At 70.7% G+C, this 22,681-nt stretch carries 18 protein-coding genes; 9 read left to right on the top strand and 9 right to left on the bottom strand.

Annotated features, from left to right (window positions below):
• Positions 1–113: 113 nt before the first annotated feature.
• From OG707_RS23425 to OG707_RS23415, 3 genes are all read left to right on the top strand, one after another.
• Positions 114–629: a GNAT family N-acetyltransferase gene (locus tag OG707_RS23425; RefSeq protein WP_329121409.1), complete on the top strand. Its 516-nt coding sequence runs from the start codon at positions 114–116 to the stop codon at positions 627–629.
• A 62-nt stretch (positions 630–691) separates the two neighbouring features.
• Positions 692–1,687 carry a questin oxidase family protein gene (locus tag OG707_RS23420; protein ID WP_329121407.1) on the top strand — a complete coding sequence of 332 codons (996 nt, stop codon included), beginning with the start codon at positions 692–694 and terminating at the stop codon, positions 1,685–1,687.
• Between the two features lie 43 nt (positions 1,688–1,730).
• Positions 1,731–2,234, top strand: a complete 504-nt coding sequence (locus OG707_RS23415) for a MarR family winged helix-turn-helix transcriptional regulator (RefSeq protein WP_329121405.1) — start codon at positions 1,731–1,733, stop codon at positions 2,232–2,234.
• A 37-nt stretch (positions 2,235–2,271) separates the two neighbouring features.
• On the opposite strand, the gene OG707_RS23410 is transcribed toward OG707_RS23415, so the two are convergent.
• The gene (locus tag OG707_RS23410) at positions 2,272–3,804 is read right to left on the bottom strand and encodes an MFS transporter (protein WP_329121403.1); all 1,533 of its coding nucleotides are present in this window, start codon (positions 3,802–3,804) and stop codon (positions 2,272–2,274) included.
• A gap of 89 nt (positions 3,805–3,893) precedes the next feature.
• The gene (locus OG707_RS23405) at positions 3,894–4,538 is read right to left on the bottom strand and encodes a TetR/AcrR family transcriptional regulator (RefSeq protein ID WP_329121401.1); all 645 of its coding nucleotides are present in this window, start codon (positions 4,536–4,538) and stop codon (positions 3,894–3,896) included.
• 241 nt (positions 4,539–4,779) lie between these two features.
• Between OG707_RS23405 and OG707_RS23400 the strand changes: the two genes are divergently transcribed.
• Positions 4,780–6,063, top strand: a complete 1,284-nt coding sequence (locus OG707_RS23400) for a M6 family metalloprotease domain-containing protein (protein WP_329121399.1) — start codon at positions 4,780–4,782, stop codon at positions 6,061–6,063.
• 1,391 nt (positions 6,064–7,454) lie between these two features.
• Here the strand turns inward: OG707_RS23400 and OG707_RS23395 are convergent.
• Complete coding sequence (locus OG707_RS23395; RefSeq protein ID WP_329121397.1) at positions 7,455–7,643, bottom strand: DUF397 domain-containing protein; 189 nt, start codon at positions 7,641–7,643, stop codon at positions 7,455–7,457.
• Positions 7,644–7,652: 9 nt separating this feature from the next.
• Positions 7,653–8,504: a helix-turn-helix domain-containing protein gene (locus tag OG707_RS23390; protein WP_329121396.1), complete on the bottom strand. Its 852-nt coding sequence runs from the start codon at positions 8,502–8,504 to the stop codon at positions 7,653–7,655.
• A gap of 251 nt (positions 8,505–8,755) precedes the next feature.
• On the opposite strand from OG707_RS23390, the gene OG707_RS23385 reads away from it, so the two are divergent.
• Both OG707_RS23385 and OG707_RS23380 read left to right on the top strand, forming a co-directional pair.
• A complete protein-coding gene (locus OG707_RS23385; protein WP_329121394.1) occupies positions 8,756–9,175 on the top strand; it encodes an ATP-binding protein in 420 nt (139 codons plus the stop codon).
• Positions 9,176–9,243: 68 nt separating this feature from the next.
• Positions 9,244–9,828 carry a Uma2 family endonuclease gene (locus tag OG707_RS23380; protein ID WP_329121392.1) on the top strand — a complete coding sequence of 195 codons (585 nt, stop codon included), beginning with the start codon at positions 9,244–9,246 and terminating at the stop codon, positions 9,826–9,828.
• A gap of 18 nt (positions 9,829–9,846) precedes the next feature.
• Here OG707_RS23380 and OG707_RS23375 read toward each other — a convergent pair whose 3' ends face one another.
• The 5 genes from OG707_RS23375 to OG707_RS23355 all read right to left on the bottom strand — a co-directional run bounded on the left by OG707_RS23375 (position 9,847) and on the right by OG707_RS23355 (position 18,989).
• On the bottom strand, positions 9,847–10,296 hold the full coding sequence (locus OG707_RS23375; RefSeq protein ID WP_329121390.1) for a nucleoside deaminase: 450 nt from the start codon (positions 10,294–10,296) through the stop codon (positions 9,847–9,849).
• A 29-nt stretch (positions 10,297–10,325) separates the two neighbouring features.
• The gene (locus OG707_RS23370; RefSeq protein ID WP_329121389.1) at positions 10,326–11,675 is read right to left on the bottom strand and encodes a purine-cytosine permease family protein; all 1,350 of its coding nucleotides are present in this window, start codon (positions 11,673–11,675) and stop codon (positions 10,326–10,328) included.
• Between the two features lie 12 nt (positions 11,676–11,687).
• A complete protein-coding gene (locus OG707_RS23365; protein WP_329121387.1) occupies positions 11,688–13,385 on the bottom strand; it encodes a class I adenylate-forming enzyme family protein in 1,698 nt (565 codons plus the stop codon).
• Between the two features lie 115 nt (positions 13,386–13,500).
• The gene (locus OG707_RS23360) at positions 13,501–16,419 is read right to left on the bottom strand and encodes an FG-GAP-like repeat-containing protein (RefSeq protein ID WP_329121384.1); all 2,919 of its coding nucleotides are present in this window, start codon (positions 16,417–16,419) and stop codon (positions 13,501–13,503) included.
• On the bottom strand, positions 16,419–18,989 hold the full coding sequence (locus OG707_RS23355) for a S8 family serine peptidase (protein WP_329121382.1): 2,571 nt from the start codon (positions 18,987–18,989) through the stop codon (positions 16,419–16,421). Before OG707_RS23355 ends, OG707_RS23360 begins: the two co-directional genes overlap by 1 nt.
• A 249-nt stretch (positions 18,990–19,238) precedes the next feature.
• Here OG707_RS23355 and OG707_RS23350 point away from each other — a divergent pair, with 249 nt between their 5' ends.
• From OG707_RS23350 to OG707_RS23340, 3 genes are read left to right on the top strand one after another with little or no spacing between them, the layout of a single operon-like run.
• Complete coding sequence (locus OG707_RS23350) at positions 19,239–19,898, top strand: response regulator transcription factor (protein WP_329121380.1); 660 nt, start codon at positions 19,239–19,241, stop codon at positions 19,896–19,898.
• Entirely contained in the window at positions 19,899–20,534 is a 636-nt protein-coding gene (locus tag OG707_RS23345; RefSeq protein WP_329121378.1) for a DUF4255 domain-containing protein, read from the top strand.
• On the top strand, positions 20,534–22,534 hold the full coding sequence (locus tag OG707_RS23340) for an ATP-binding protein (RefSeq protein ID WP_329121376.1): 2,001 nt from the start codon (positions 20,534–20,536) through the stop codon (positions 22,532–22,534). The genes OG707_RS23345 and OG707_RS23340 overlap by 1 nt, the downstream gene beginning before the upstream one ends.
• The last annotated feature ends 147 nt before the right edge of the window (positions 22,535–22,681 follow it).

Below are 22,681 nucleotides of genomic sequence, written 5' to 3'. Positions count from 1 at the left end.
TGTTGGCTGTATCTCATAAAACAGAACGACTGGAATCCGGACAGAATTCCCAAGACGCGCATGGATTTTCGCGATCATGCAGTACCCTGTCCGGCCACCTACGGGAGCAAGTGATGACAATACGTACAGAAGTGCAGGTCAGGCCGGGTACAGAGGCCGATCTGGAAGCCCTCACGGACCTTTACAACCACTTCATCCGTGAGACCGCGATCACATTCGACACGGATCCCTTCACCCCCGAGCAGCGCCGCCCGTGGTTGGTCTCCCACCCTGAAGACGGCCCGCACCGCCTCCTGGTTGCTCAGGACGCCGAGACCGGCGGGATCCTCGGGTACGCGACCAGCAGCGCCTTCCGCCCCAAGGCCGCCTACGCCACCTCCGTCGAGGCCACCGTCTACTGCGCCCCCGGCGCCGGCGGCCGCGGCATCGGCACTCTCCTCTACAAGGCCCTCTTCGAGGCCCTCGCGGACGAGGACGTGCACCGTGCGTACGCCGGTATCACCATGCCCAACGAGGCCTCGGTCCGCCTCCACACCCGGTTCGGCTTCGAGCCGGTCGGGGTCTACGGAGAGGTCGGCCGCAAGTTCGGCGAGTACCACGACGTGGCCTGGTTCGAGAAGAAGCTCTAGGGCCGGAGACCTAGGGCCGCAGGCCGTTACGCGCACAGGCCGCCGCTCCTAGGGTTCCGCCCATGGACACCACAGGCACCCTCGACGAAGCACTGGAACGGCTCCACACCTCGGGCCCCGAGCGCAACGGCTGGCTGTCCAACCACGGTCCGATGGCCGTCGAGGCCCTGGTGCGCGGCGGCCAGTCGGCCACCGTGCACCGCTGGCTCGACCACTACCGCGCCAAGCTCGAGGACATGCCCGACCCCCTCGCACAGGTCACCGCCGCCAACTGGCGCGAGGCGCTGGGCGATCCGCGCCGGGTCGCGGACTGGACGGCGTACTTCGAGCGCGAGATCGCCGAGCGGCCCTGGCGCGAGGTCCTCGCCGAGTGGTGGCCGCGGCTGCTGCCGGGCATCGCGGCGGGGGCCACGCATCCGGTGATCCGGGTGGGTCATGCCGTACGAACGCTGCTCGACGGCGGCGACACGGCACCCCGCCTCGCCGAGCTCGCGCACGGCCTCGGCTACTGGGCGGCGCGCCATCAGCCGCTGCCCCCGCTCACCTCGCTCCCGGCCGGGTCCACGGCCGCGGCCGCGCTCGACGCCGTACCGCTCGTACGGCAGGAGGGCGGCATCCGCGACCGGCTGGCCCGGCTGACGGCGTTCCCCGCCTGGCCCGACCCGGCGGGCGATCCGGAGGCCCAACTCACCGAGCTGGTAAGGGCGTCCGTCCACCGGTACGCGACCCACGGGCACGGCGAGCCCGTGATGCTCGTCCACGCCGCGACCGCCCCGAACGCGGTCCTGCGCACCCTGCCCGCACTCCCCCGCACCCTGTGGACGCCGAGCCTGGAGGCCGCCTGGGCCGCGAGCGCGGCGGTGACCGCGGCCTACGCGGCGTCCGGACCGGCCCCGTACACCTCGACGCGCCTGACGGGCGAGGAGCTCTTCGAGCGGGCCGCGCAGCACGGCGACGACCACACCATCAAGTTCACCGACACCGCGCTCGACGTGGGCGACGAGATCGCCCGGGACGCGGCGCTGCGATCGATCGAGCTCAACCCGCCCGTCCTGTAGCCCATCCAGATCTGGTTTAAGTTTCAAGAAGTACAGTGGAGCCATGAACGACGCGCAGCAGCCCGAGCCCCGCTGGCTCACCGACGAGGAGCAGCGCACCTGGCGTGCGTACCTCCACGCCACCATGCTCCTGGAAGACCATCTCGACCGTCAGTTGCAGCGCGACGCCGGTATGCCGCACATCTACTACGGACTGCTCGTCCACCTCTCCCAGGCGCCCAGACGCACGCTGCGGATGACCCAGCTCGCCAAGGACGCCAAGATCACCCGCTCCCGTCTCTCGCACGCGATCGCGCGTCTGGAGAAGAACGGCTGGGTGCGCCGCGAGGACTGCGCCTCCGACAAGCGCGGGCAGAACGCGATCCTGACCGATGCGGGGTACGGCGTCCTGGAGCGCACCGCCCCCGGCCATGTCGCCGCCGTGCGCCAGGCGATGTTCGACCGCCTCTCACCCCAGCAGGCCGCCCAGCTCGGCGAGATCATGAAGGTGATGGCTGAGGGGCTGCAGCCGACGGACGTGAACGCGGACCTGCCCTGGCTCCGTTAGTACGGAACCAGGGCAGGCCCAGGAGAACAGCGGTGCGTCAGTGCGCGACGACGGGGATCCTGACCTCGTCCTCGACGCCCTCGCCGTCACCGGACGCGGAGGCCGGACCGGCCTCCGGCTTCCCGGTGTTGATCAGGGTGAACGCGATGCCCGCGGCCACCACCAGGATGCCGACGGCCCACCAGATCGCGCTGCTGAAACCGTTCACCATGCCCTGGAGCTTCAGCAGCTCCGGGTTGGAGGCACCCGCGGCGTGCGAGGCGACGTAGGACGTCGTGGCCGAGGCCGCGATCGTGTTCAGCAGCGCGGTGCCGATGGCGCCGCCCACCTGCTGCGAGGTGTTGACCATCGCGGAGGCGACACCGGCGTCACGCGGCTCGACACCGAACGTGGCGAGCGACATGGCCGGCATGAACGCCGTACCCATACCGAGGCCGAGCAGGACCAGACCCGGCAGGATCACCGCTGCGTACGAGGTGTCCAGGGAGAGCTGCGCGATCAGCAGCATGCCGACGGCAGCGGTCAGGAAGCCCGGACCCATCAGCTTGCGCGGGGCGACGCGGGTCATCAGACGGGCGCCGATCTGGGTGGAGCCGACGATCATGCCCGCGATCATCGGGAGGAAGGCGAAGCCCGTCTTGACCGGCGAGAAGCCCTTCACGACCTGCAGGTAGTAGGTGAGGAAGAGGAACGTGCCGAACATCGCGATGACGGCCAGACCCAGCGAGAGGTAGACCCCGCCGCGGTTGCGGTTGAGGATCACGCGGAGCGGCAACAGCGGGTTCTTGACCTTGGACTCGACGAAGACGAACGAGGCCAGCAGTACGGCCGAGGCGACGAAGAGGCCGACGGTAGTGGCGTCGGACCAGCCGTTGGACTCGGCGCGCGTGAAGCCGTAGACGAGCGAGACCAGACCCAGGGTGGAGAGGACGACGCCGGGGATGTCGAGCGCCGAGCGGTTACGGGTGCCGGCGGGCTCCCGGATCACGAAGTAGGCGCCGAGGGCGGCGACGATCGCGAAGGGGATGTTGGCGTAGAAGGTCCAGCGCCAGTTGAGGTACTCGGTGAGGAATCCGCCGAGGATCAGGCCCACGGCGCCACCGCCACCGGCGATCGCACCGTAGATGCCGAACGCCTTGGCGCGCTCCTTGGCGTCGGTGAACATCACCGCGAGCAGCGACAGCGCGGCCGGGGCGAGCAGTGCGCCGAAGGCACCCTGCAGAGCACGCGAGCCGAGCAGCATGCCCGAGCTGGTGGCGGCGCCGCCGATCGCGGACGCGGCGGCGAAGCCGATGAGGCCGGTCACGAAGGTGCGCTTGCGGCCCCACATGTCGGCGATGCGTCCGCCGAAGAGCAGGAGTCCGCCGAAGGCGAGGGCGTAGGCCGTGATGACCCACTGCTTGTTGCCGTCGCTGATGCCGAGGTCGGCCTGGGCCGAGGGCAGGGCGATGTTCACGATGGTCGCGTCGAGCACGACCATCAGCTGGGCGACGGCTATGAACGCGAGCGCTTTCCAGCGGCTCGGGTCAGGGGCGAGTGCGGATGGTGAAATGTCGGCAGTTTTCGACATGGCTGAAGCCACCTTGGGGTGCGAGAAGCGTAAAAGGGGGATGAAGTGGAGCTTGAAGTACGGGAGTTACGGACGAGTGGACGCCGGGGTTACGACTGTTGACGCAGGTCTTCGAAGGTCGCCGGTGACCCAGGAAGCTCGGACCGCGCCGGGGCCCGGAGCCCGTCGAGGAACAGCTGCAGATGACGGTGGACGAACTGGTCGAAGGTGTCGGCCTTGCAGTTGGAGACGGGCAGCGGCCGGGTCAGCTGGGTGATGGCCACGAACAGGTCCCCGGACGCCACGTCGGTACGCAGCTGCCCTTCCCGCCTGGCCCGCCCCATGAGGCGTTCCACGGCCTCCTCCAGGCGCAGCTTCACGGCCACGAGCTGTGGTTCGTTCTGATCGAAGGCATCGGAGAGCACGGGGCACAGCGCGCCGATCCGCTCGTCGGCGGCGGCGTGCACGAAGCGGCTCAGCGCGGAGAAGGCGTCGGGCTCCTCCGCCTCGGCCGCCTCCACCTGATCCAGATTGCGCTCCATGACGGAGAGGACGACGTGGTGGATCAGTTCACGCCGGTCGGGAAAGTTCCGGTAGAGCGTGGCATTGCCGACGCCGGCCCGGCGGGCGATCTCGTCGAGCGGGACGTCGGGCCCGAACTCCACGAAGATCTCGCGCGCGGCGGCGACGATCCGCTCCCGGTTGCGCAGGGCGTCGGCGCGGGGTGCTCGGACTGCGGTGGCAGAGCTGCTCATGTCCCCGCTCCTTCCTGCTCTTAGTACGTAACCGGGGACGGCTTCCCCGCTTCAGTGACACCCGTGCAAACGGGGAAACGATCCCCACTTATTTCCCGCACCGCTTGTGACCTGCGTCACACCAGAAATAACGGGACAAACCCACGGTCGGCCCACCCAGCGAGCGCCCCCGCCCCACCCGGCACAGGGTGATCGAACGAGCACATCCCCCGTTCCGGTCCCCAGGGCGAAGGCAGGCGACATGCACCGCAGACGCACCCGTGCCGCCGCCGTGGCCGCCATAACGGTCCTCGCACTCGGCGGCATCGCCACCGGCTCCGCGGTCGACCTCACCTCGGGCTCCGAGCCCACCACGGCCGCCGCGGCACCCGTGGCCGCCGCCGACCGCGCGGAGGAGTCGACCGCGCTCGGCCCCTGCCGGATGCCGAACCCGATGGGCGTCCAGATGTCCGAGGGGCTGCCCACCTCCCCCGGCTACACGCGCTCGACCGGCCGGGTCAGGGCCCTCACCCTCATGATCGACTTCCCGGACGCGCCGGGCGACGGCTCCGCGATGAGCCGCTTCGGCGAGTTCTTCCCGCAGACCTCGAACTGGTACCGCACCAGCTCCTACGGCCGCCTCGACTACCGCCCCGAGACCCCGATCCCGGGCTGGCTGCGGATGCCGCACCCGTTCTCCTCGTACGGCATAGAGCGCGGCGCCCCCTACGACCCGGGCTACCGCGACCTCGCCGAGGACATCGTGACCGCGGCCGATCCCCGGGTCGACTTCTCCCAGTACGACCTGATCAACGTCATCGCGACCCCGAACGCCGGTCCCTCGGCCCTGGACACCGTCCTGTCCGTCACCTTCTCCGGCAACGACGAGGCCCCGGTCGCCGACGGCGTCTCGCTCGCCAACATGTCCTTCGTCTACAGCCGCCAGGACGACGGCTCGGGATCCTTCGGGGCGACCGGCTACCGCGTCCTGCCGCACGAGAACGGCCACACCTTCGGCCTCCCCGACCTCTACACCAACGAGGGCGGCGGCTCGGTCGGGCACTGGGACATCATGTCCGAGGACTGGGGCGCCAACAACGACATGCTCGGCTGGCACAAGTGGAAGCTCGGCTGGCTCCAGCCCGCCCAGATCCGCTGCGCGTCGCGCCCCGGCATCCGCGACGTCACACTCACCCCGCTGGCCGTCCCGGGCGGCACCAAACTGGCGATCGTCCCGCTCGCGGGCGAGTCGGGTTACGTCGCCGAGGTGCGCACCCGGGCCGGGAACGACGAGGCGGTCTGCAAGCCGGGCGTGCTGATCTACAAGGTGGACACGGACGTGGACACCGGCCACGGCCCGGTCACCGTCGCCGACAGCTCCCGCGACAGCGGCGGCTGCACGCGGCGGGCCAACGTCCAGGCGGAGTTGTCGGACGCCCCGTACGGCGTCGGCGAGACCTTCAAGGACCGGGCCAACGACATCCGGATCACGGTGACGGGACGGGACTGGGCCGGGAACTACCGGGTACGCATCTCGCGGTCCTGAGGTGGGGGCGCGTGGGCGCGTGGGCGCGTGGGCTCCTACCCGGCTCCGCCGGCCGGGGGCTTCGTGTGGCGGGTCTCCCTGTCAACCGACGCCGGGAGTGTGCGCGCTTCCGGGTCCGGAGTAAAGGGCGCTCCCTTCGGTCGCGTCGCTGCGCGATGGCCCTGCGGGCCACCCTTGACTCCGGCCCCTCCAGCGCTGGGGTTGGCGGCTATCGGTCGGCAGGGAGGCCTGGCCACAGTGGGGAGGGGACCAGGGGTGTGGTTGGCCCGGACCGACGGGCGGGGGTTGGGGGTTGGCCCGGGGCTGCGGGCGGTGAGCCTCCTGCCGGGTGCGGGCTGTGCCCGCAACGGCACCCCGGCCGGGATGCGCCCCGGAGCAGGGTGGGTGCGGGGTGGCCGGTTGGCGCACCACTTGAATGGGGTTGCCGGTCTCGGCTCGGCGTCAACCGGCCGCCGTCGGGCGGGACTTCATGCCCCGCTGGTCACCGCCCGGTGGGGGACGGGGCGAGGGGCTCGGCGGGTGTGCAGGGTGTGCCCCGAGTGGTGTGGCGCGGATGTTCGGCCTCGCCGAACCTCCGCGCCACAGGCCCCCCAGCGCACCCCCGTTCGCCCCGCTTTGGATGGCGCGGCCGTCACTGCGAGATGCGGAGGTCCGGCCCCACCGGACCTCCGCATCTCGCAGCGGCCCAAGCCGCCACCCGCCACCCCTCGCACACCCCATTTGCCCCACTCTGCGCTACCCGGCTTGCACCCTGGGGAGCCAAACATCACTCCCAGCGCACATTCACTCCCCACACCCTCCCGCCGAGCACCCGACTTCCCGTTGCGGCCGGAAGCGGACACCGGGCACACCCATATGTCCGGTATGCCTGTCCGTTTCCCACCACAACCCGACGCAGCACACCCCCAACCACCGGGCAGCGACCAGCGGGGCATGAACACCCGCCAACCGACCGCCCGTTGACGCCGAACCGAGACCCGCAGCCCCATGCAAGTGGTGCGACCTTGGCGCCCGGCGCGGGGAGCGGAGCTCCACCCCGGACGCTGTGACGCCAGCCGCCCCGCCGAAGTGCCCCGCAGTCGAACCGATCACCCCCACCGGTCCGCACGAGCATCGCGGTGTCCACGATGCCGCAACCACCGCGCGGCAGCAGCCAGCCGGACTCGCCCCCAGGGCGAGGCCAACGACGCGCAGCGTCGTTGATCCCTGACCCCAACAACCAACCCACCCGCGCGACCGGCGTCCGACACCCGCCCCCCACCTGTTCGCTGTAGCCAGCCTCAGTGCGCCCGGAGGGCGCGAAACGAAACCCGCAGACGAACTCGCACCCGAAGCCCACCACCCACCCGGCGGGTGCAGCCCGGCTCGCGCCGACCGTCGACGATCGCGACCTACGCGCCGACGGTCCGTATGCGGTCCAGCAGCGCCGCCAGGCTGCGCGGCGTGAGCGTGAGGGTCCTGGTGGGGTCGTCGCTCTCGCGGAGGTGTACCGCGTCGGCGGAGGCGGCGACCTCGACGCACTCATTCCCCTCGGCCCCTCCGGAGAAGGACGACTTCTGCCAGCGCATCACGGTGGTCATGCTCTCGCCTCACAGTTCGTGCACCAGTTTGCGGATGAAGTCCCGCGACGCGGCATGCGTGAGGGACGCGTCCTCAACCTTACGAAAGAGCGTGCGCGCCCTGACGAGTTGGGCCTCCGCATCCACGAACGCACTGCCCTGCGGGGTGTCCCGGTGCACCGTGTCCAGACGTGGCAGCGACCCACCCGCCCACATGAGCGAGCTGTTGGCTCCGCCGAACCCATCAGCCTCGAAGGGCACCACCCTCACCGTGACGTTCGGCCGTTCCATCAGCGTTGAGATCTGAGCCAGTTGAGCTCTTGCGACAGCCCGATCCGCAACCTTGACGCGGAGTGCCGCCTCATGGATCACCGCTTCGTACGCGAAGGGCGCCTCGCGGTCCAGTGCGATGCGGCGGTGCGCTCGGTGGGCGATCCACGAGTCCAGCTCACCCATGGGCAGTTCCGGGGTCATGTACGAGAACACGGCTCGCGCATAGTCCTCCGTCTGGAGAATGCCGGGCACGTGCGCCGTGCCGATCACACGCAAAAAGCGCGCGTGATGCTCCAGCTCGGAAAGGTCAAGGAACGCTGACGGCAGCACTCCCCGGTACTCCTCCCACCAGCCCCGCGTGCGGTCCACAGCCAGTTCAACGAGCGCATCGATCAGCTCGGTGTCGGCGCATGCGTAAAGAGCGGCCAGTCGACGCAGACGCACCTCGCTCACACCCGCGCGACCGGACTCGATCTGGCTCACCTGGATGGAGTTGACACTCATGAGTTCCGCGGCTTCCCGCGCGGTCAGGCCTGCCGCCTCTCGCAGCTTGCGCAGTTCGACACCCAACCGCATCTGTCGGGCGGTGGGCTGGCTCCTCGGCGGCATGGACGCCTCCTTTCCGATCAGTCAAAGCCTGCCGCGTAGAAGGGAGTTGGCGCATTCGAACATCTCCCGAACTCCCGGATTAGGGTTGCGACGGATTAACCCTATCCCCTACCGTCAGTGACGCGACGCACACCCTGCGGAACCTCGGGACCCCGGAAGCGCACCGCACCGCCGTGCCACGGCGGGCGCGACACTGCCACCGCCCGGACCACAGATGAGCCCAACCAACCCTCCCTGACCAGGAGTTCACCATGCCCGAAGATGAGCCGTGGGAGTACACCATCTCCCTCCCCAACGATCCCCGCGCCGTCCCCGTCTGCCGCCGCACCGTCCGACTGCTCCTCGCCCTCTACGGGCTGCCTCAGCTCTCCGAGCTCGCCGAACTGGTGGTGGCCGAGCTTGTTTCCAACGCCGTACGGCACACGAAAGGGCCGGCGTCGCTGCGGTTGCGGTGGGCGGGGCGGGTGCTCCGGATCGGAGTCTGGGACACCGACCCGACGCCTCCCACCCCGCCCGCACCCTCCGCGGCCGCGGACCTCGACACCTGCGGGCGCGGGCTCGCACTGGTGCGGGAGTGCGCGGACGAGTGGGGGTGGTTTCCGCTGGGGACCGTCCGGGCGCCGGGCAGCGCAGGCAAGTTCGTCTGGTGCGAGCTGACTGCGGCCGCTTGAAGCCTGCAGTCGCACAGTCCCCTGAATATTCTGAGGGTCCGAGATCGCGCAGATGCAGGAGGAAGCAGGTGACCGTGACCACTGACCGGCCCCAGATGCTCGTCGCGGAGTTCGAGGAGATCGCCCGGCACGCGGCACGGACCGCAGAGGGCGCGCGGCTGGAGTTCATCAACGGGCACATCGGGGGGAAAGCCGTGCCCGACGGCGACCACGGAAGCATCATCGAATGGCTGACCCGTGTCTGCATGCAGCACCGGCCTGAGCTCTGGCTCGACTCGCACCAGGGACTCGTGATCGAGACCTACCGCGAAGGGCGGGCCCGTCCGGACGGCTCCCTCGCCCCCAGCCACGCATTCGCCGGCGCCGGCGAATGGGCCGACCCCTCCCCCGTCCTCATGGTCGTCGAGGTCACCTCCTACGACTCCGACACCGACCAGCGCGACCGCGTCGAGAAGCCCCGCGCCTACGCCGAGACCGGCATCCCTGTCTATCTGCTGATCGACAGGGGCACCTGCGAGATCAAGGTGCACAGCCGGCCGGACGGCGTCCGGTACGAGCAGGTGGCAACCCTGCCCTTCGGGAAGAGCGTCGCCCTGCCCGACCCGGTCGGCATCACTCTGGACACCGAGCCGCTGAAGAACTGGGTGCACTGAGCGACCGCCCGAACCCCTTCACTCGCCGATGTCCTCGTTCCACAGCTCCGGCTTCGCCGCGATGAAGTCCTTCATCATCGCCACGCACTCCGGGTCGTCGAGCAGCACGATCTCGACCCCGTGCTCGGCCAGCCAGTCGTGTCCGCCGTGGAAGGTCTCCGCCTCGCCGACGATCACGCGGGAGATGCCGAACTGGCGCACCAGACCGCTGCAGTACCAGCAGGGCGACAGCGTGGTCACCATCGTCGTGCCGCGGTACGAGCGCTGGCGGCCGGCGTTGCGGAACGCGGACGTCTCCGCGTGCATCGACGGGTCGCCGTCCTGGACGCGGAGGTTGTGGCCTCGGCCGAGGAGCTCTCCGTCGGCGCCGTAGAGCGCGGCCCCGATCGGGATGCCGCCCTCGGCGAGGCCCGCCTTCGCTTCGGCGACTGCTGTGGCGAGCCACTCGCGTGCCTGGTTCTGGTCCATTTCTTCGCTCTCTCTTTCTCTGGGGTGGCTTAGTTGCTGCGTCGCCGGAGCGCCGCGTAGAGCAGCGCCCCCAGCGCGAATCCGACCGGGCAGGTGAGGTCGCCGACCGCGGGCCACTGCGAGGGCACCCAGCCCACGTAGATCGCCTGGTTGGAGAAGAGCGGGACCGACACCGCGAAGCCCACCAGGAGGGCGATCACCCCGGCTCGGTCGCGGTGGGTGACGTCGGCCATCCGCTGCTGGAGTTCCGCGTGCGGGGTCTGTCCTCGGAGCCAGTGTTCGGTCAGTACGACACCGAGCCAGGGGGCGATCCAGTACGCGATGACCAGCAGGAAGTTCTCGAACGCCGCGCCCGCGTCGGCGAGCGAGGCCCAGCCGGCGATCGTGCCCACCGCGCCGACCAGCGCCACCAGGCTCGCGCGGCCCAGCCAGCGGGGCAGCGGGAGGGCCAGGGCGGAGACGGAGACCGCGGCGGAGTAGACGTTCAGGGTGCTGGCCGCCATGGCGCCCAGGATGATCGCGACCAGCGTGAGGTTCGACAGCCAGCCCGGGAGCTGGGCGGTGAAGGCGTCCGTGGGGGAAGCGCCGGCCGGGGAGGCGACCGTGCCGGAGGCCGCGCCGATGACCGAGACGACCGCCACCGAGACGAAGAGGCCCAGGCCCGAGTAGAGCGCCGTCTTGCGGGGCGGGGTCGTCGCCGGGAGGTAGCGCGAGTAGTCGGAGGCGCAGGGGTTCCAGCCGGCCGTGAAGCCGAAGACCGCGCTGAAGGCGAGCATGAAGCCGCCGAAGCCGCCGTTGCCGGAGCCGGAGCTCACGTCGGCGCCCCGGAAGATCGCGACTCCGGCGATCAGGAAGATCACGGCGAGGACCGGGAAGGCGTACTGCTCGAAGCGGTGCACCAGGTCGTGGCCGACGTACCCGATGACGACTTCCAGGACGACCAGGATGAGGAGGCTCGGCAGCGGGGCGAGTCCGGTGAGCGAGTTCAGCGCGAAGGCGCCGCCGACGCTGTTGACCGCGAACCAGCCGACGCCCGCGACCACCGCGTTGACCCCCGACGGCAGGGCGTTGCCCTTGTAGCCGAAGGAGAGGCGGCCGATCACCATCTGCGGGACGCCGAAGCGGGGGCCGTCCGTGGAGAGGAGGCCGTGCGCGAGCGAGCCGAGGCCCGCGCCGAGCACCAGTGCCGCGACCGCCTGGGGGAAGCTCAGGCCGAACTCGGCGACCGAGAGCACCCCGATGAAGAGCGTCGCGAAACCGACCTGCGGGGAGGCCCAGGTCCACAGCAGCTGCCGGGGGTTGCCGTGCCGCTGGTCGTCGGGGATGGGGTCGGCGCCGTGGGCCTCCACGGCAATAGTGGGCGTGACCTGGTCGTTCATGCCCATATCGTCTCAGGAAGAACGGAAGTGCTCCTGCACAGGGCCGCGCAGCTCGCGCTTGAGGATCTTGCCGGTGGCGTTGCGGGGCAGGTCCTCGGCCCGTACGAGAACGTGCGCGGGCACCTTGAAGGCGGCCAGGGACTTGCCCACGTGGGCGCGGAGGTCGTCGACCGTCGTGGTGGATCCGGGGCGCAGCTGGATCACCGCCGCGACCTCTTCGCCGAGGACCGGGTGGGGTACGCCGAGAACTGCCGCGTCCTGCACGTCCGGGTGGTCGTGGAGGACCGCCTCGACCTCGACGCAGTACACGTTCTCGCCGCCGCGGATCACCATGTCCTTGATCCGGTCGACGATGCTCACGCGGCCCTCGTGGACGGTGGCGAGGTCGCCGGTGCGGAACCAGCCGCCGGGCAGGAAGGCCTGGGCGGTGGCCGTCTCGTCGTTCCAGTAGCCGCGGACCAGGGCCTGGCCGCGCAGGAGCAGCTCTCCGACCTCGCCCTCAGGGACGTCCTCGCCGGCGGGGCCCGCGATCCGGACGTCGGTGGTGGGGGTGGGGCGGCCGACGCTGGTGGGGTAAGTGCGGTACTCCGCGCCGAAGTTGGCCATCACGCCGCCGCTGGTCTCGGTCAGTCCGTAGCCGTTGCGGCCCTCAACACGCTCGCCGAAGCGGGCGGTGAGGCGGGCGATCAGGTCGGGCGGGGCGGCCGCGCCGCCGGTGTTGAGCATGGCGAGGGAGTCCAGGTCGTCGCCGGTGTGCTCGGCGGCGTCGAGGAGCTGGAGCGCGGTGGCGGGGACGCCCGCGTAGTGGTTGACGCCGTGGGTGCGGATCAGGTCGAGGGCCGTCAGCGCGTCCCATTTGCGCATCAGGACGAGGGTGCCGCCCGCCGACATGATCGCGTAGACGCCGGTGAAGGCGGCCACGTGGAAGAAGGGGAAGGTCATCAGGGAGACGGGCGCGGGGCCCTGACCGGGCATGTCGCCGCGCGAGAGGGCGGCGGCCGCCGAGTGGAAGCGGGGGTTCATCATGGCCGCGACCTGGGCGCTGTGGGTGGCCACGGCTCCCTTGGGGCGGCCTGTGGTGCCTGAGGTGTAGATGATCGTGGCGTCGTCGGTGGGCTGCGGCTCGACGTCGGGCGGGCCGAGCGCGGGGTCGGCGGCGGGGAGGTCGGCGTAGCGCTCGACGCGGTCGGCGGGCTCGCCGTCGTAGTGGAAGGCGAGCGTCCAGGGGCGGTCCTGCTGGGCGGCGAGCCAGGGCTCGACGCGCTGCAGGCGCTCGCCGTCGACGAGGAGGAGGCGCGCGCCGCAGTCGGTGAGCGCGTAGGAGAACTCCTCCTCGGTCCACCAGGCGTTGAGCGGTACGGCCACGAGACCCGCCAACTGCGCTGCCCAGAAGGCGATTTGCCACTCGGGGTGGTTGCGCATCGCGACGACGGCGCGGTCGCCGGGGGTGAGGCCGTAGTCGTCGAGGAAGCGGCGGGCCAGCGCGGAGGCCTCGGCGAAGAACTCGCCGTAGGTGCGGGTGCCGGTCTCGGAGATCAGGAAGGGCTGGTCGCCGAAGGCCCAGACCGTCTCGGCGAACTCGCGCAGGGTGCGCGGGCCGGTCGCGTACTCCGGGGAGCCGTCGTCCGTCCGTACGGTCTCGAACGGGGCGCCCGGCGCAGTCAGCGCGGCGTCGACCTGGGACGGGGACGGCAGTTCGGTCTGCGGCACTGGAGACCCTTCCTGATCCTGATTTCTAAGCGCTTGCTCAGTACATCTATCAGGACGCTATGCCGCGTCCCTCCCACCGGTCAAGGCGTGCGACCGGGGGGAGGGACGCGAGCGATCAGGACGGGTCGATCGTCGCCGTGATCGTCTGGCGCATCGCGGAGAACGGCCCGGAGATGCCGCCGCCTTCGAGCGCCGCCGTACGGTCCGCGCCGTACTCGTCGGCGTTGAGCGAGACGATCTCGTCGACACCGTCACCGTTCAGGTCGCCGACGAAGATCCCGTCGCCGCCGATCGCGGAGAGGTCGGCCACGCTCGACGGGTAGTCGTTCCCGGCGGTGAGGATCGACGGGTCGTACGTGCTCGCGCCGCCGAGCTCGCCCGAGACGATGATGCGCCTGCCGCCGGGTCCTGTCGCGAAGGCCGCCGTGTGCGAGTCCGCGATCGTGAACACCCGCGAGTCCTGACCGTTCGGCCCGAACGTGCGCATCGACACCCTGCTGACCAGGGTCAGACCGTCGGGCCCTGTCAGCCAGTTGCCGAGGCCCCACGGGCCGCCGTCCTTCGCCTCGTGCAGAAGCTCGCCGGTGCGTCCGTCCCGGATCTGTACGACGGTGATCAGCGAACCGTACTGGGAGTCGATGCTGTACACGGTGAAAGCGACCGCGTGCCCGTCCGCGTACGGAATGCCGGACGAAGCGAACGTGCCCGCCGGCAGCGGGGCACCCCAGACGCTGCCGTCCGTGCCGGACCCCGGCTTCGGGACGAACGACCACTCGACCGCGCCCGTACGGGAGTTGAGGGCGACGCCGCCGGCCACACCGGGGGTCATGGAACCCGCCGCGTCGCCGGTGTGCTGGGCGTACTGGGCGTAGACGTGGCCGTCGCCGAACGAGACGTCCGCGAAGACCACGTCCCCGGCCGACGCCGGGGCGGCGTACTCCCACAGCTTCTTGCCGGTGCCGCTGTAGACCCGCACCTTGTCGGTGGCGACGACGATCTCGGCCTTGCCGTCGCCGTTGACGTCGGCGGCCTGGACGGTGCGGACGAACTGGCCGCCGCCGTCGATCGTGGTGAGGACCTTGCCCGTACGGGAGTCGAGCACCGCGGCCGCCGAGTCGGCGGCGACGATCGTCTCGTCGCGGCCGTCACCGTTGACGTCGGCCTTCACGAGGACGTGGACCTGGCCGGGGACGGTGGCCGCCCACAGCTGCTTGGGCGTCCCCGACACCATCGAGGGTCCGTCGTAGGCGTAGACACCGTTGGAGGTGCCGCCGACGATCAGGTCCTGCTTCTTGTCGCCGTTGATGTCCGTGGAGACGGACGCGAAGACCGCGGAGCGCAGCGGGACGAGCTTCTCCTGCTTGCCGCTGCCCAGGTTGTACGTGCGGATGTTCTCGTTGGTGTCGACGGTGCGCAGGTGCCAGCTGTCGTCCTTGCGGAACGGCTGCGCCCACATCTGCGAGGTGACGAGGCCGCGCTTCTCCCAGCGGACCTCGCCGTCCTGGCCGGAGAGGACGGCGAGGCGACCGAAGCGGCTCGCGCTGCGGTTGGCTGCCTGCTCGTAGCCGGCGTCGTCCTTGTACGAGGCGACGACCTTGTGGTCGACGACCTGCAGGCCCCAAGCGGCGCCACCGTCATGGGAGTTGGTCTCGTCGCGCTTGATGGTGCGCGACCACAGCTCGCTGCCGTCGTCGCCGTTGAGCGCGCGCACGGAGTTGGAGTTCATGAACAGGCTGTTGTCCAGGGTGGACTCGCTGACCGTGTACTCCGGCTTGGAGCCGCCCTGGATGTCACCGACGACCAGGTCGAGCGGCAGCGCGTTGATGCGCCGGTCGAGGGTGGTGCGGGTGCCGTCGGCGAGGGCGTACGAGGCGATTTCGTAGACCAGGCCCTCGTTCGGGTCCGACTGCTCCAGCGCGACGATGCTGTTGCGGGCGGCGTCGTAGTGCAGCTGACGCGAGTAGAGGCGGTTCGTCGTCTGCCACTTGACGCTGCCGTCCTTGGTGTCGAACACCAGGGTGGTGCCGGACGGTGCGGCCGTGGCGCTCAGCTTGCGCTGGTCCCAGGAGGCGGCCATCAGACCGCTGTTGCCGAGCGGCTCCAGGCTCGCCCAGCCGGCGCCGAGGAAGACTCCGGTGTCGTACGACCAGGTGTCGGACGGGGTGAGCGCTCCGTCCGCGTACGAGAAGCGGATGCCGCTCAGCGTGGCCTTGGAGCTCGCGGGCGCGTTGCGGTTGAACGTCGGCGAGTCGGCGACCACGAGGGTCTTGCCGACCAGCTTGACGTTGTACGCGCCCGTGTAGACCTTCGACCACAGGGTCTTGCCGGTCGCGCCGTCCAGGATCGTCACGAACGTGCCGGTGGGCAGCGTCGATCCGGGCACGCTGAACGGCCGGTACGGGTAGGCGCCGACGTCCGCGGTGAAGACCACGTCGTCCACGCCGTCGCCGGTCAGGTCGCCGGTGGTGTAGCCGTCGTCGGACGCGGGGGTGTAGGCGCCGACCGCGTTGTAGCCCATGACGATGCGCGCCGGGTACGGCTCGGTCTGCCAGGGGCGGGTGTTGGTGACCTTCCAGTCCGCGTAGAGCGAGGTGTTGTCGCGGCGCCACACCTGCTTGCCGTCGGCGGTGTGCCGCTGGACGATGCCCAGCGCGTCGAGGGCGAAGTAGTCGCCCTTCGTGCCGCCGACCGCGGTGGTGGCGGTCATGCCGTAATCGCCCTCGACGGACGACTTCTTGTTGACGGTGTACGGGGCGGTGGCGTCCGCGTCGAGCGACGAACCGCTGCCCGTGGAGGGCGCGGTGGCCGCGTCCTCACGGGTGTTGACGCCCTGCGGGTCGTACGCCTGGCCCTCGGCGTCGCCGTACGGGTCGAGCTGGGCGTGTGCCGACAGGTCGGCGGTCTGGGCGTCGGTGAGCGTCAGCAGACCGTTGTCGTCGTCGGCGAACGCGACGGCGGGTGCGGCGCTCAGCGCCAGTCCGGCGGCCACCAGGGCGGAGGCGAGGCGCAGGCCTCTTCGGTTGATGTTCTTCATCACGCGGCCTTCGGGGAGAAGCGGATCGCGGAGGCGTCCTTGAGGACGGACTGGTTGAAGGAGTACTGGAGGGCGTCCGTGCCGGCCTGGTTCTCGATGCCGATGGTCGCCGAGGAGCCCTTCTGCAGCGCGCTGGTGGTGCCAATTCCCTTGTACTGAAGGGTGATTGCGCCGGTCGCCTCGTCGAAGACGGCCTCGAAGGTGAGGCGTACGGAGGTGTCGGAGACGAGCGCGGCGTTGTTCCAGACGATCGCGAACCTGCGGTTGCCGGTGGCGCCCGTGGTGGTCGTCTGGACGGTCGACTTCTTGTCGATCGTCAGGTCGTCCCAGAACGCGGCGACGACACCGTTGGGCTGCGCGGCGGCGGGCAGAGCGGTGTTGGCGTAGTCGCCGAGGCGCGGCGACAGGAAGTTCACCAGACCGTTGGTGGTGATGTTGGCGCTGGTGTAGGAGACGCCGTAGTACTTCACCGGGAACGGCAGGGCGACGGCCTTGGCGTTCTCGTCACCGCTCAGCGTGACCTTGGTCTGGCCGTTGATCCAGCTGTAGGCGCCGGGGGCGCAGGAGTACGTGCCGGCGGCGTCGGTGCGCGGCGGCAGCGAGGCGGTGACGGACTCGTTGCCGTCGACGGTCAGCGCGCCGGACCAGTTGCCGTTGCACAGTACGGGGGCGGCGGGCGTGGCCGACAGGTGGAAGGAACCCTCGGCGACGGACGGGAAGGTGTACGTGCCGTCGGCGCCGGTGGTGACGGCGTCGAGGGGCGCGTCCGTGAACTTCACCGTGGCGCCCTTGAGGGGCTTGCCCGTGACGTCGAGGACCGTGCCGGAGACGGTGTGGTGCGCGACCGCGGTCAGCGCCGGGTCGAGGGCCTCCGTCTGTCCGGCGGTGATGGTGACGGTGTCGGTGCGGGAGGCGAAGCCGTAGCCGCTGGTGGTGACCGTGTACGTACCGGCCGACAGGTGCAGTTGGTACGCGCCCGTGGTGTCGGTGGTGACCGAGCGCTGGACGTCGGCGTTCCGCGCGGTCAGCGTGACGACCGCCGCCTTGCCGGTGGCCTGGTCGGTCGCGGTGCCGGAGAGGGTGCCGGCCGTGTGCGGGGCGGCGTCGACGGAGGCGAGGATGTTGAGCTTTCCGCTGCCCCAGACGTTGTTCATGGCGGCGGTGCCACCGCAGTGGGTGTCGTCGACGTCCGTGGAACCCTCGTTGAGGATCGCCCGGGTCTCGTCGATCTGCCCGATCAGGGACGGGGCCGCTGCCCAGAGCAGGGCGACGGCGCCCGCGACGTGCGGGGTGGCCATGGACGTGCCCGAGATGGTGTTGTACTTGCCGCCGATCCACGTGGAGCGGACGTCGACGCCCGGCGCGGAGATGTTCGGCTTCATCGAACCGTCGAAGACCGAGGGGCCGAAGCCGGAGAAGGAAGCGATCTTCCCGTTGACGTCGTACGCGCCGACGCCGTAGGAGTCTGCCTGCGAACCGGGCGCGTGGCCGGTGGAGCAGGTCACGCCATCGCCGTCGTTGCCCGAGGCGAAGGCCTCGAAGATCCCGGCGGCGTTCCAGGCCTGGACGATGTCCTGGTAGAAGCTCGTGTCGCCGCCGCCCCAGGAGTTGTTGACGATGTCGGGCGCGAGATCGGGGCGCGGGTTCTGCCCGTCGTGGTCGGTCGGCGCGAGGATCCACTGGCCGGCCGCGAGCAGCTCGGAGTCGTCGCAGTGCCCCGCGGAGTCGCACGCCTTGGCGGCCATCCACTTGGCGCCGGGCGCGATGCCGACACCGCCGGAGCCGACCATTGTGCCCATGGTGTGCGTGCCGTGGCCGTTCTTGTCACAGGGCGCGGCGGTGGTGCACTCGCCGGTGAAGTCGGCGAAGTTGTAGTCGTGACTGAAGGTGCCGTCGCCCAGATTGCCCCGGTAGTTGCCCACCAGCGCCGGGTGGTCGTACTGCACACCCGAGTCGACGCTGGCGATGACGATGCCCTCGCCGCGGTCCTCGTACTGGTCCCAGACCTGGTCGGCCTTGATGTCCTTGACGCCCCACTCGGGGGTGACGGTGGTCGCACCGGAGTCGGCGTCGACCTTGGTGCCCGGCGACGGGACGGCCTCGGTCCTGTCGAGCTGGTGCGTCTGCTCCTTGACGATGCTCTCGACGTCCGAGCGCTTGGCCAGCTCGTCGACGAGCTTCTGGTCACCGGTCACCTTGACGGCGTTGACGATCCAGAACGACTCGTGCCCGACCTTCTTCTTGTCGAGGAAGGAGGCGAGCGACTTCTGCGAGCTGTTCGCCTCGGTGCGCAGGGAGGAGAAGGCGGTCTTCGCCTTGTCCTTGTGCGCGCGCTTGCCCCGGGCTGCCGACAGGTCGGCCTGCTGCTTCAGTACGACGAAGAAGGTCGACTCCTTGCCCTTGGCGACGGCGTCGCGCAGAGCGGAGTCGACCTTGGCGGTGGCGGCCGGGGCGGACCCGTCGCCTCCGGCGGCGACGGCGGACGGCGCCGAGCCGAGCACGGCGAGCGCCGTGAACGCGGACGCCGCCCACGCGACGCCGCGGCGTCTGGGGCTGCTGGACTGATACATGGGCGGGAGCTCCTCCGGGGTCAGGGGCACGACAACCCGGCCGGACTTCCGAAATACGGCGGTGAACCGCAAGCACGACCAGGATGGTGCGCGAAGCTACGAGGAGCGCGTTACTGCGGCATTACTGACGGACCGGAACATGCGGCCCGGGGCCGGTGGGGCGATGCGTTGATCGGCCATCAATCGATCGTTGATCAAGAACTGTCAGCCTGGCGTCTCAAGACGCACCGGGAGGGACAGGTACCGCACATGCACGCGCAACGCGTCACCGTGACCGTGCACGCATCCGATCCGCTGAGCCGGGCCGGGGTCGCCAGCCATCTGCGGCACCAGCCCGCCGTCCAGCTCGTCGAGCAACCGGCCGACGGTGAGCCGGCCGCGGAGGGCTCCGTCGCCGTCGTACTCCTCGACCAGGTCGACGAGGCCTCCGCCGCCGAACTGCGCAAGATCTCGCGCGGTGGCGCGCAGCGCATCGTGCTGATCGCCCGGGAGCTGCGCGAGCCCGAGCTGCTGACCGTGGTCGAGCACGGGGTGCGGGCCATCCTCTGGCGCCAGGACGCCACCGAGCAGCGGCTGCTCAAGGCCGTGCAGAGCGCGGCGCGCGGCGAGGGCGAACTGCCTCCCGATCTCATCAGCCGGCTGCTGGTCCAGGTGGGGCGGCTGCGCCGGACGACTGCCGCGGGCGAGGCGGGCGGTACCGGGGCGGCGTTGCCTCTGTTCGGGATGGCGACCCGCGAAGTCGATGTGGTGCGCCTCATCGCGGAGGGGCTCGACACCCGGCAGATATCGGAGAAGCTCGCCTACTCCGAGCGGACCGTGAAGAACATCCTGCACGCGCTGATGACGCGGCTGCAGCTGACCAATCGCGCGCATGCGGTCGCATACGCGCTGCGCGAGGGATACATCTAAATGATCCACGAGATCGACGAGGCCCTGCGGAAGGTCCTGCGGGGCGGGGCACTGCCCGAGGGGACGGGCGAGGTGGTCTTCGAGGCGCCGACGAGGGACTGGGCGGCGCGCCGCAACACCCCCACGCTCAACGCCTACCTGTACGACATCCGCGAGGACGTGGCCCGGCGCGAGCGCGGTGCCTACGCGGAACGCGACGCCCGGGGCGTGGTGGTGCGCAGGCGGCAGCCGCCGCGCTGGTTCCGGCTCTCGTATCTGCTCACCGCCTGGACGGCCCGGCCCGAGGACGAACACCGGCTGCTGTCGGGCGCGTTGGCGTGTCTGCTGCCGCACGAGTTCCTGCCGCAGGCCACCGTGCCGGCCGCGCTGCGCGAGAGCGAGGCGCTGATTCCGCTGACCGTCGCCGTGCCGCCCGCCGAGTCGCGTTCGCTCGCCGACATCTGGTCGGCGCTGGGCGGGGAGCTCAAGCCCTCGCTGGACGTGGTGATCACGACGCCGTTCCCGGTGACACCGGTGTACGAGGTGGCTCCGCCGGTGACCGAGGGAGCGGTGGTCAAGGTGCTCGACCGGGGCGAGGACCCGTCGTCGGACGTACGGCCCCGGATGCTGCGGCGGACGAGCGGCGGCGGGCAGTAGTGCCGACGCTGCTGGAGCGGCTCGCAGGGCTGCGGGCGGAGGCGGCCGCGCTGGTGGAGGCCCGCAGCGCGGGTGATCCGACGGCCGCCGATCCGCTGCGGGGTCTGTACGTGAGCGAGGAGACCGCGCGGCGGCTGGCCTCGGGGGCCGAGCCTTCGTCGGTCGAGGTGGGGCTGTCGTGGGCCCGGGTCTCGGACGCCGCCGAGGGCGACCGGGTGGCTGCGGTGGCCGGGCGGTTCGGGCTCTCGGAGCTGGATGTGGCGGTGCTGGTGGCCGCGCTGGCACCCGATGTGCACCGGTCCTTCGAGCCGCTGTACGGGTACCTCAACGACGATGTGGGGCGGCGGCGCGCCACGGTCGATCTGGCGCTCACCCTTGCTGGGACGGCTGCGCACGAACCTCGCGCGCGGGGGCGGTTCCATGCCGGGGCGCCGCTCGTGGACGGGGGGCTGCTCGTCGTCGAGGAGCCCGAACGGGCGCTCCCAGGGCGGCAGTTGAGGGTGCCCGAGCGGGTGGTGGCCCATCTGCTGGGCGACGACACCATGGAGGCAGGGCTGGGCGCCGAGGGGGTCGTCCTGGAGCTCGCAGGGCCGGGCGGGCCGGGTGCCGTGGGCGCTGTCGCGGCGCGCGTCGCGGGGCTGGAGAGCGTCCTCGTACATCTCCGGGAGCGCCGGGGCGGGGCCGCCGACGCGGTGGCCCGGGCGCTGCGGCGGGCGGGGCGGGACGTGCTGCGCTACCGGCCGCCGCGCACCGGTGGCGACGCGGAGATCGCGCGGGCGCTGGTACGGGAGGCGCGGTTGCGGGGGGCCGGGACGGCCGTGGTCGTGGAGCCGCTGCCGGAGCAACCCGCAGAGCTGGTACGGGTGTTGGCGGTGTCCGATGTGACCGTGGTGTTCGCGGGGGCCGGCGCCTTCGACCCCGAGTGGGCCCCTGAGGCGGGGATCGTCGGCGTGGACGCGACGGACGCGCCGGAGTCGGCCGACCCGGTCGCGCTGTGGCGGGACGAACTCCCCTTGCTGGCCGGGGATGTCGGCCTTTCGCGCGCCGTCGCGCCGTACCGGCTCGGTGCCGGGCAGGTGCGGCGGGCCGCGCGGGACGCCCTTGCGCTCGCCGCGTTCGAGGGGGTCGAGGTCGGCCCCGTACATCTGCAGCAGAGCGCACGGCAGCTGTCGGCGCCGTCGCTGGACCGTCATGCGCGGCGGGTGCGGCCGGCGGTGGGCTTCGACGATCTGGTGCTGCCGGACGAACCCCTGGCTGTGCTACGGGAGTTGGCGGACCGGGTCCGCCACCGCTCCACCGTCCTCGGCGAGTGGCGGCTGCGGACCGGCGGCGGACGCGGGCAGGGGGTGGTCGCGCTCTTCGCCGGGGCGTCCGGCACGGGGAAGACCCTGGCGGCGGAGGTGATCGCGGGTGAACTCGGCCTGGACATGTATGTGGTGGACCTGTCGGCGGTCGTCGACAAGTACGTGGGCGAGACCGAGAAGAACCTGGAGCGGATCTTCGCGGAGGCGGACCGGACGGACGCGGTGCTGCTCTTCGACGAGGCGGACGCGGTGTTCGGCAAACGGTCGGAGGTCAAGAGCTCGCACGACCGGTACGCGAACCTGGAGAGCGCGTATCTGCTGCAGCGGCTGGAGGCTTTCGAGGGGGTCGCGGTCCTCACGACGAACCTGCGGGCCAACCTGGACGAGGCGTTCACGCGGAGGCTCGACCTGGTGGTCGACTTCCCGTTCCCGGAAGTGGAGCAGCGGCTGGCGCTGTGGCGGTCGTGTCTGGCGGGGGTCCCGCAGGTGGAGGGTCTGGATGTTGAACTGACCTTGTGTGCCAAGGAGTTCGAGCTCGCGGGCGGGGCGATTCGGTCGGCGGCGGTGACTGCGGGGTATCTGGCGGCGGGGCGTGGGGGGTCTGTTGGGGAGGCGGATGTGCGGGCGGGGGCGCGGCGGGAGTACGTGAAGATGGGGCGGCTGGTGGTGGGCGACGCGATGCCTTGGGCGCCGTAACGTGCGTGGCCCGGGGCGGGAGGATTTCCCCCGCCCCGCCCCTTCCCGAAACTCGGGGCGTCGCCCCAAGACCCCACCGGGGCTCCGCCCCGGACCCCGCTCCTCAATCGCCGGAGGGGCTGGATTGTGCCGATGTGGGCCTGCACG

The sequence above is a fragment of the Streptomyces sp. NBC_01465 genome (assembly GCF_036227325.1).
Classification (GTDB): domain Bacteria; phylum Actinomycetota; class Actinomycetes; order Streptomycetales; family Streptomycetaceae; genus Streptomyces.
The sequence above is the reverse complement of the archived record's forward strand: the minus strand, read 5'-3'. Positions and strand labels throughout refer to the sequence as shown.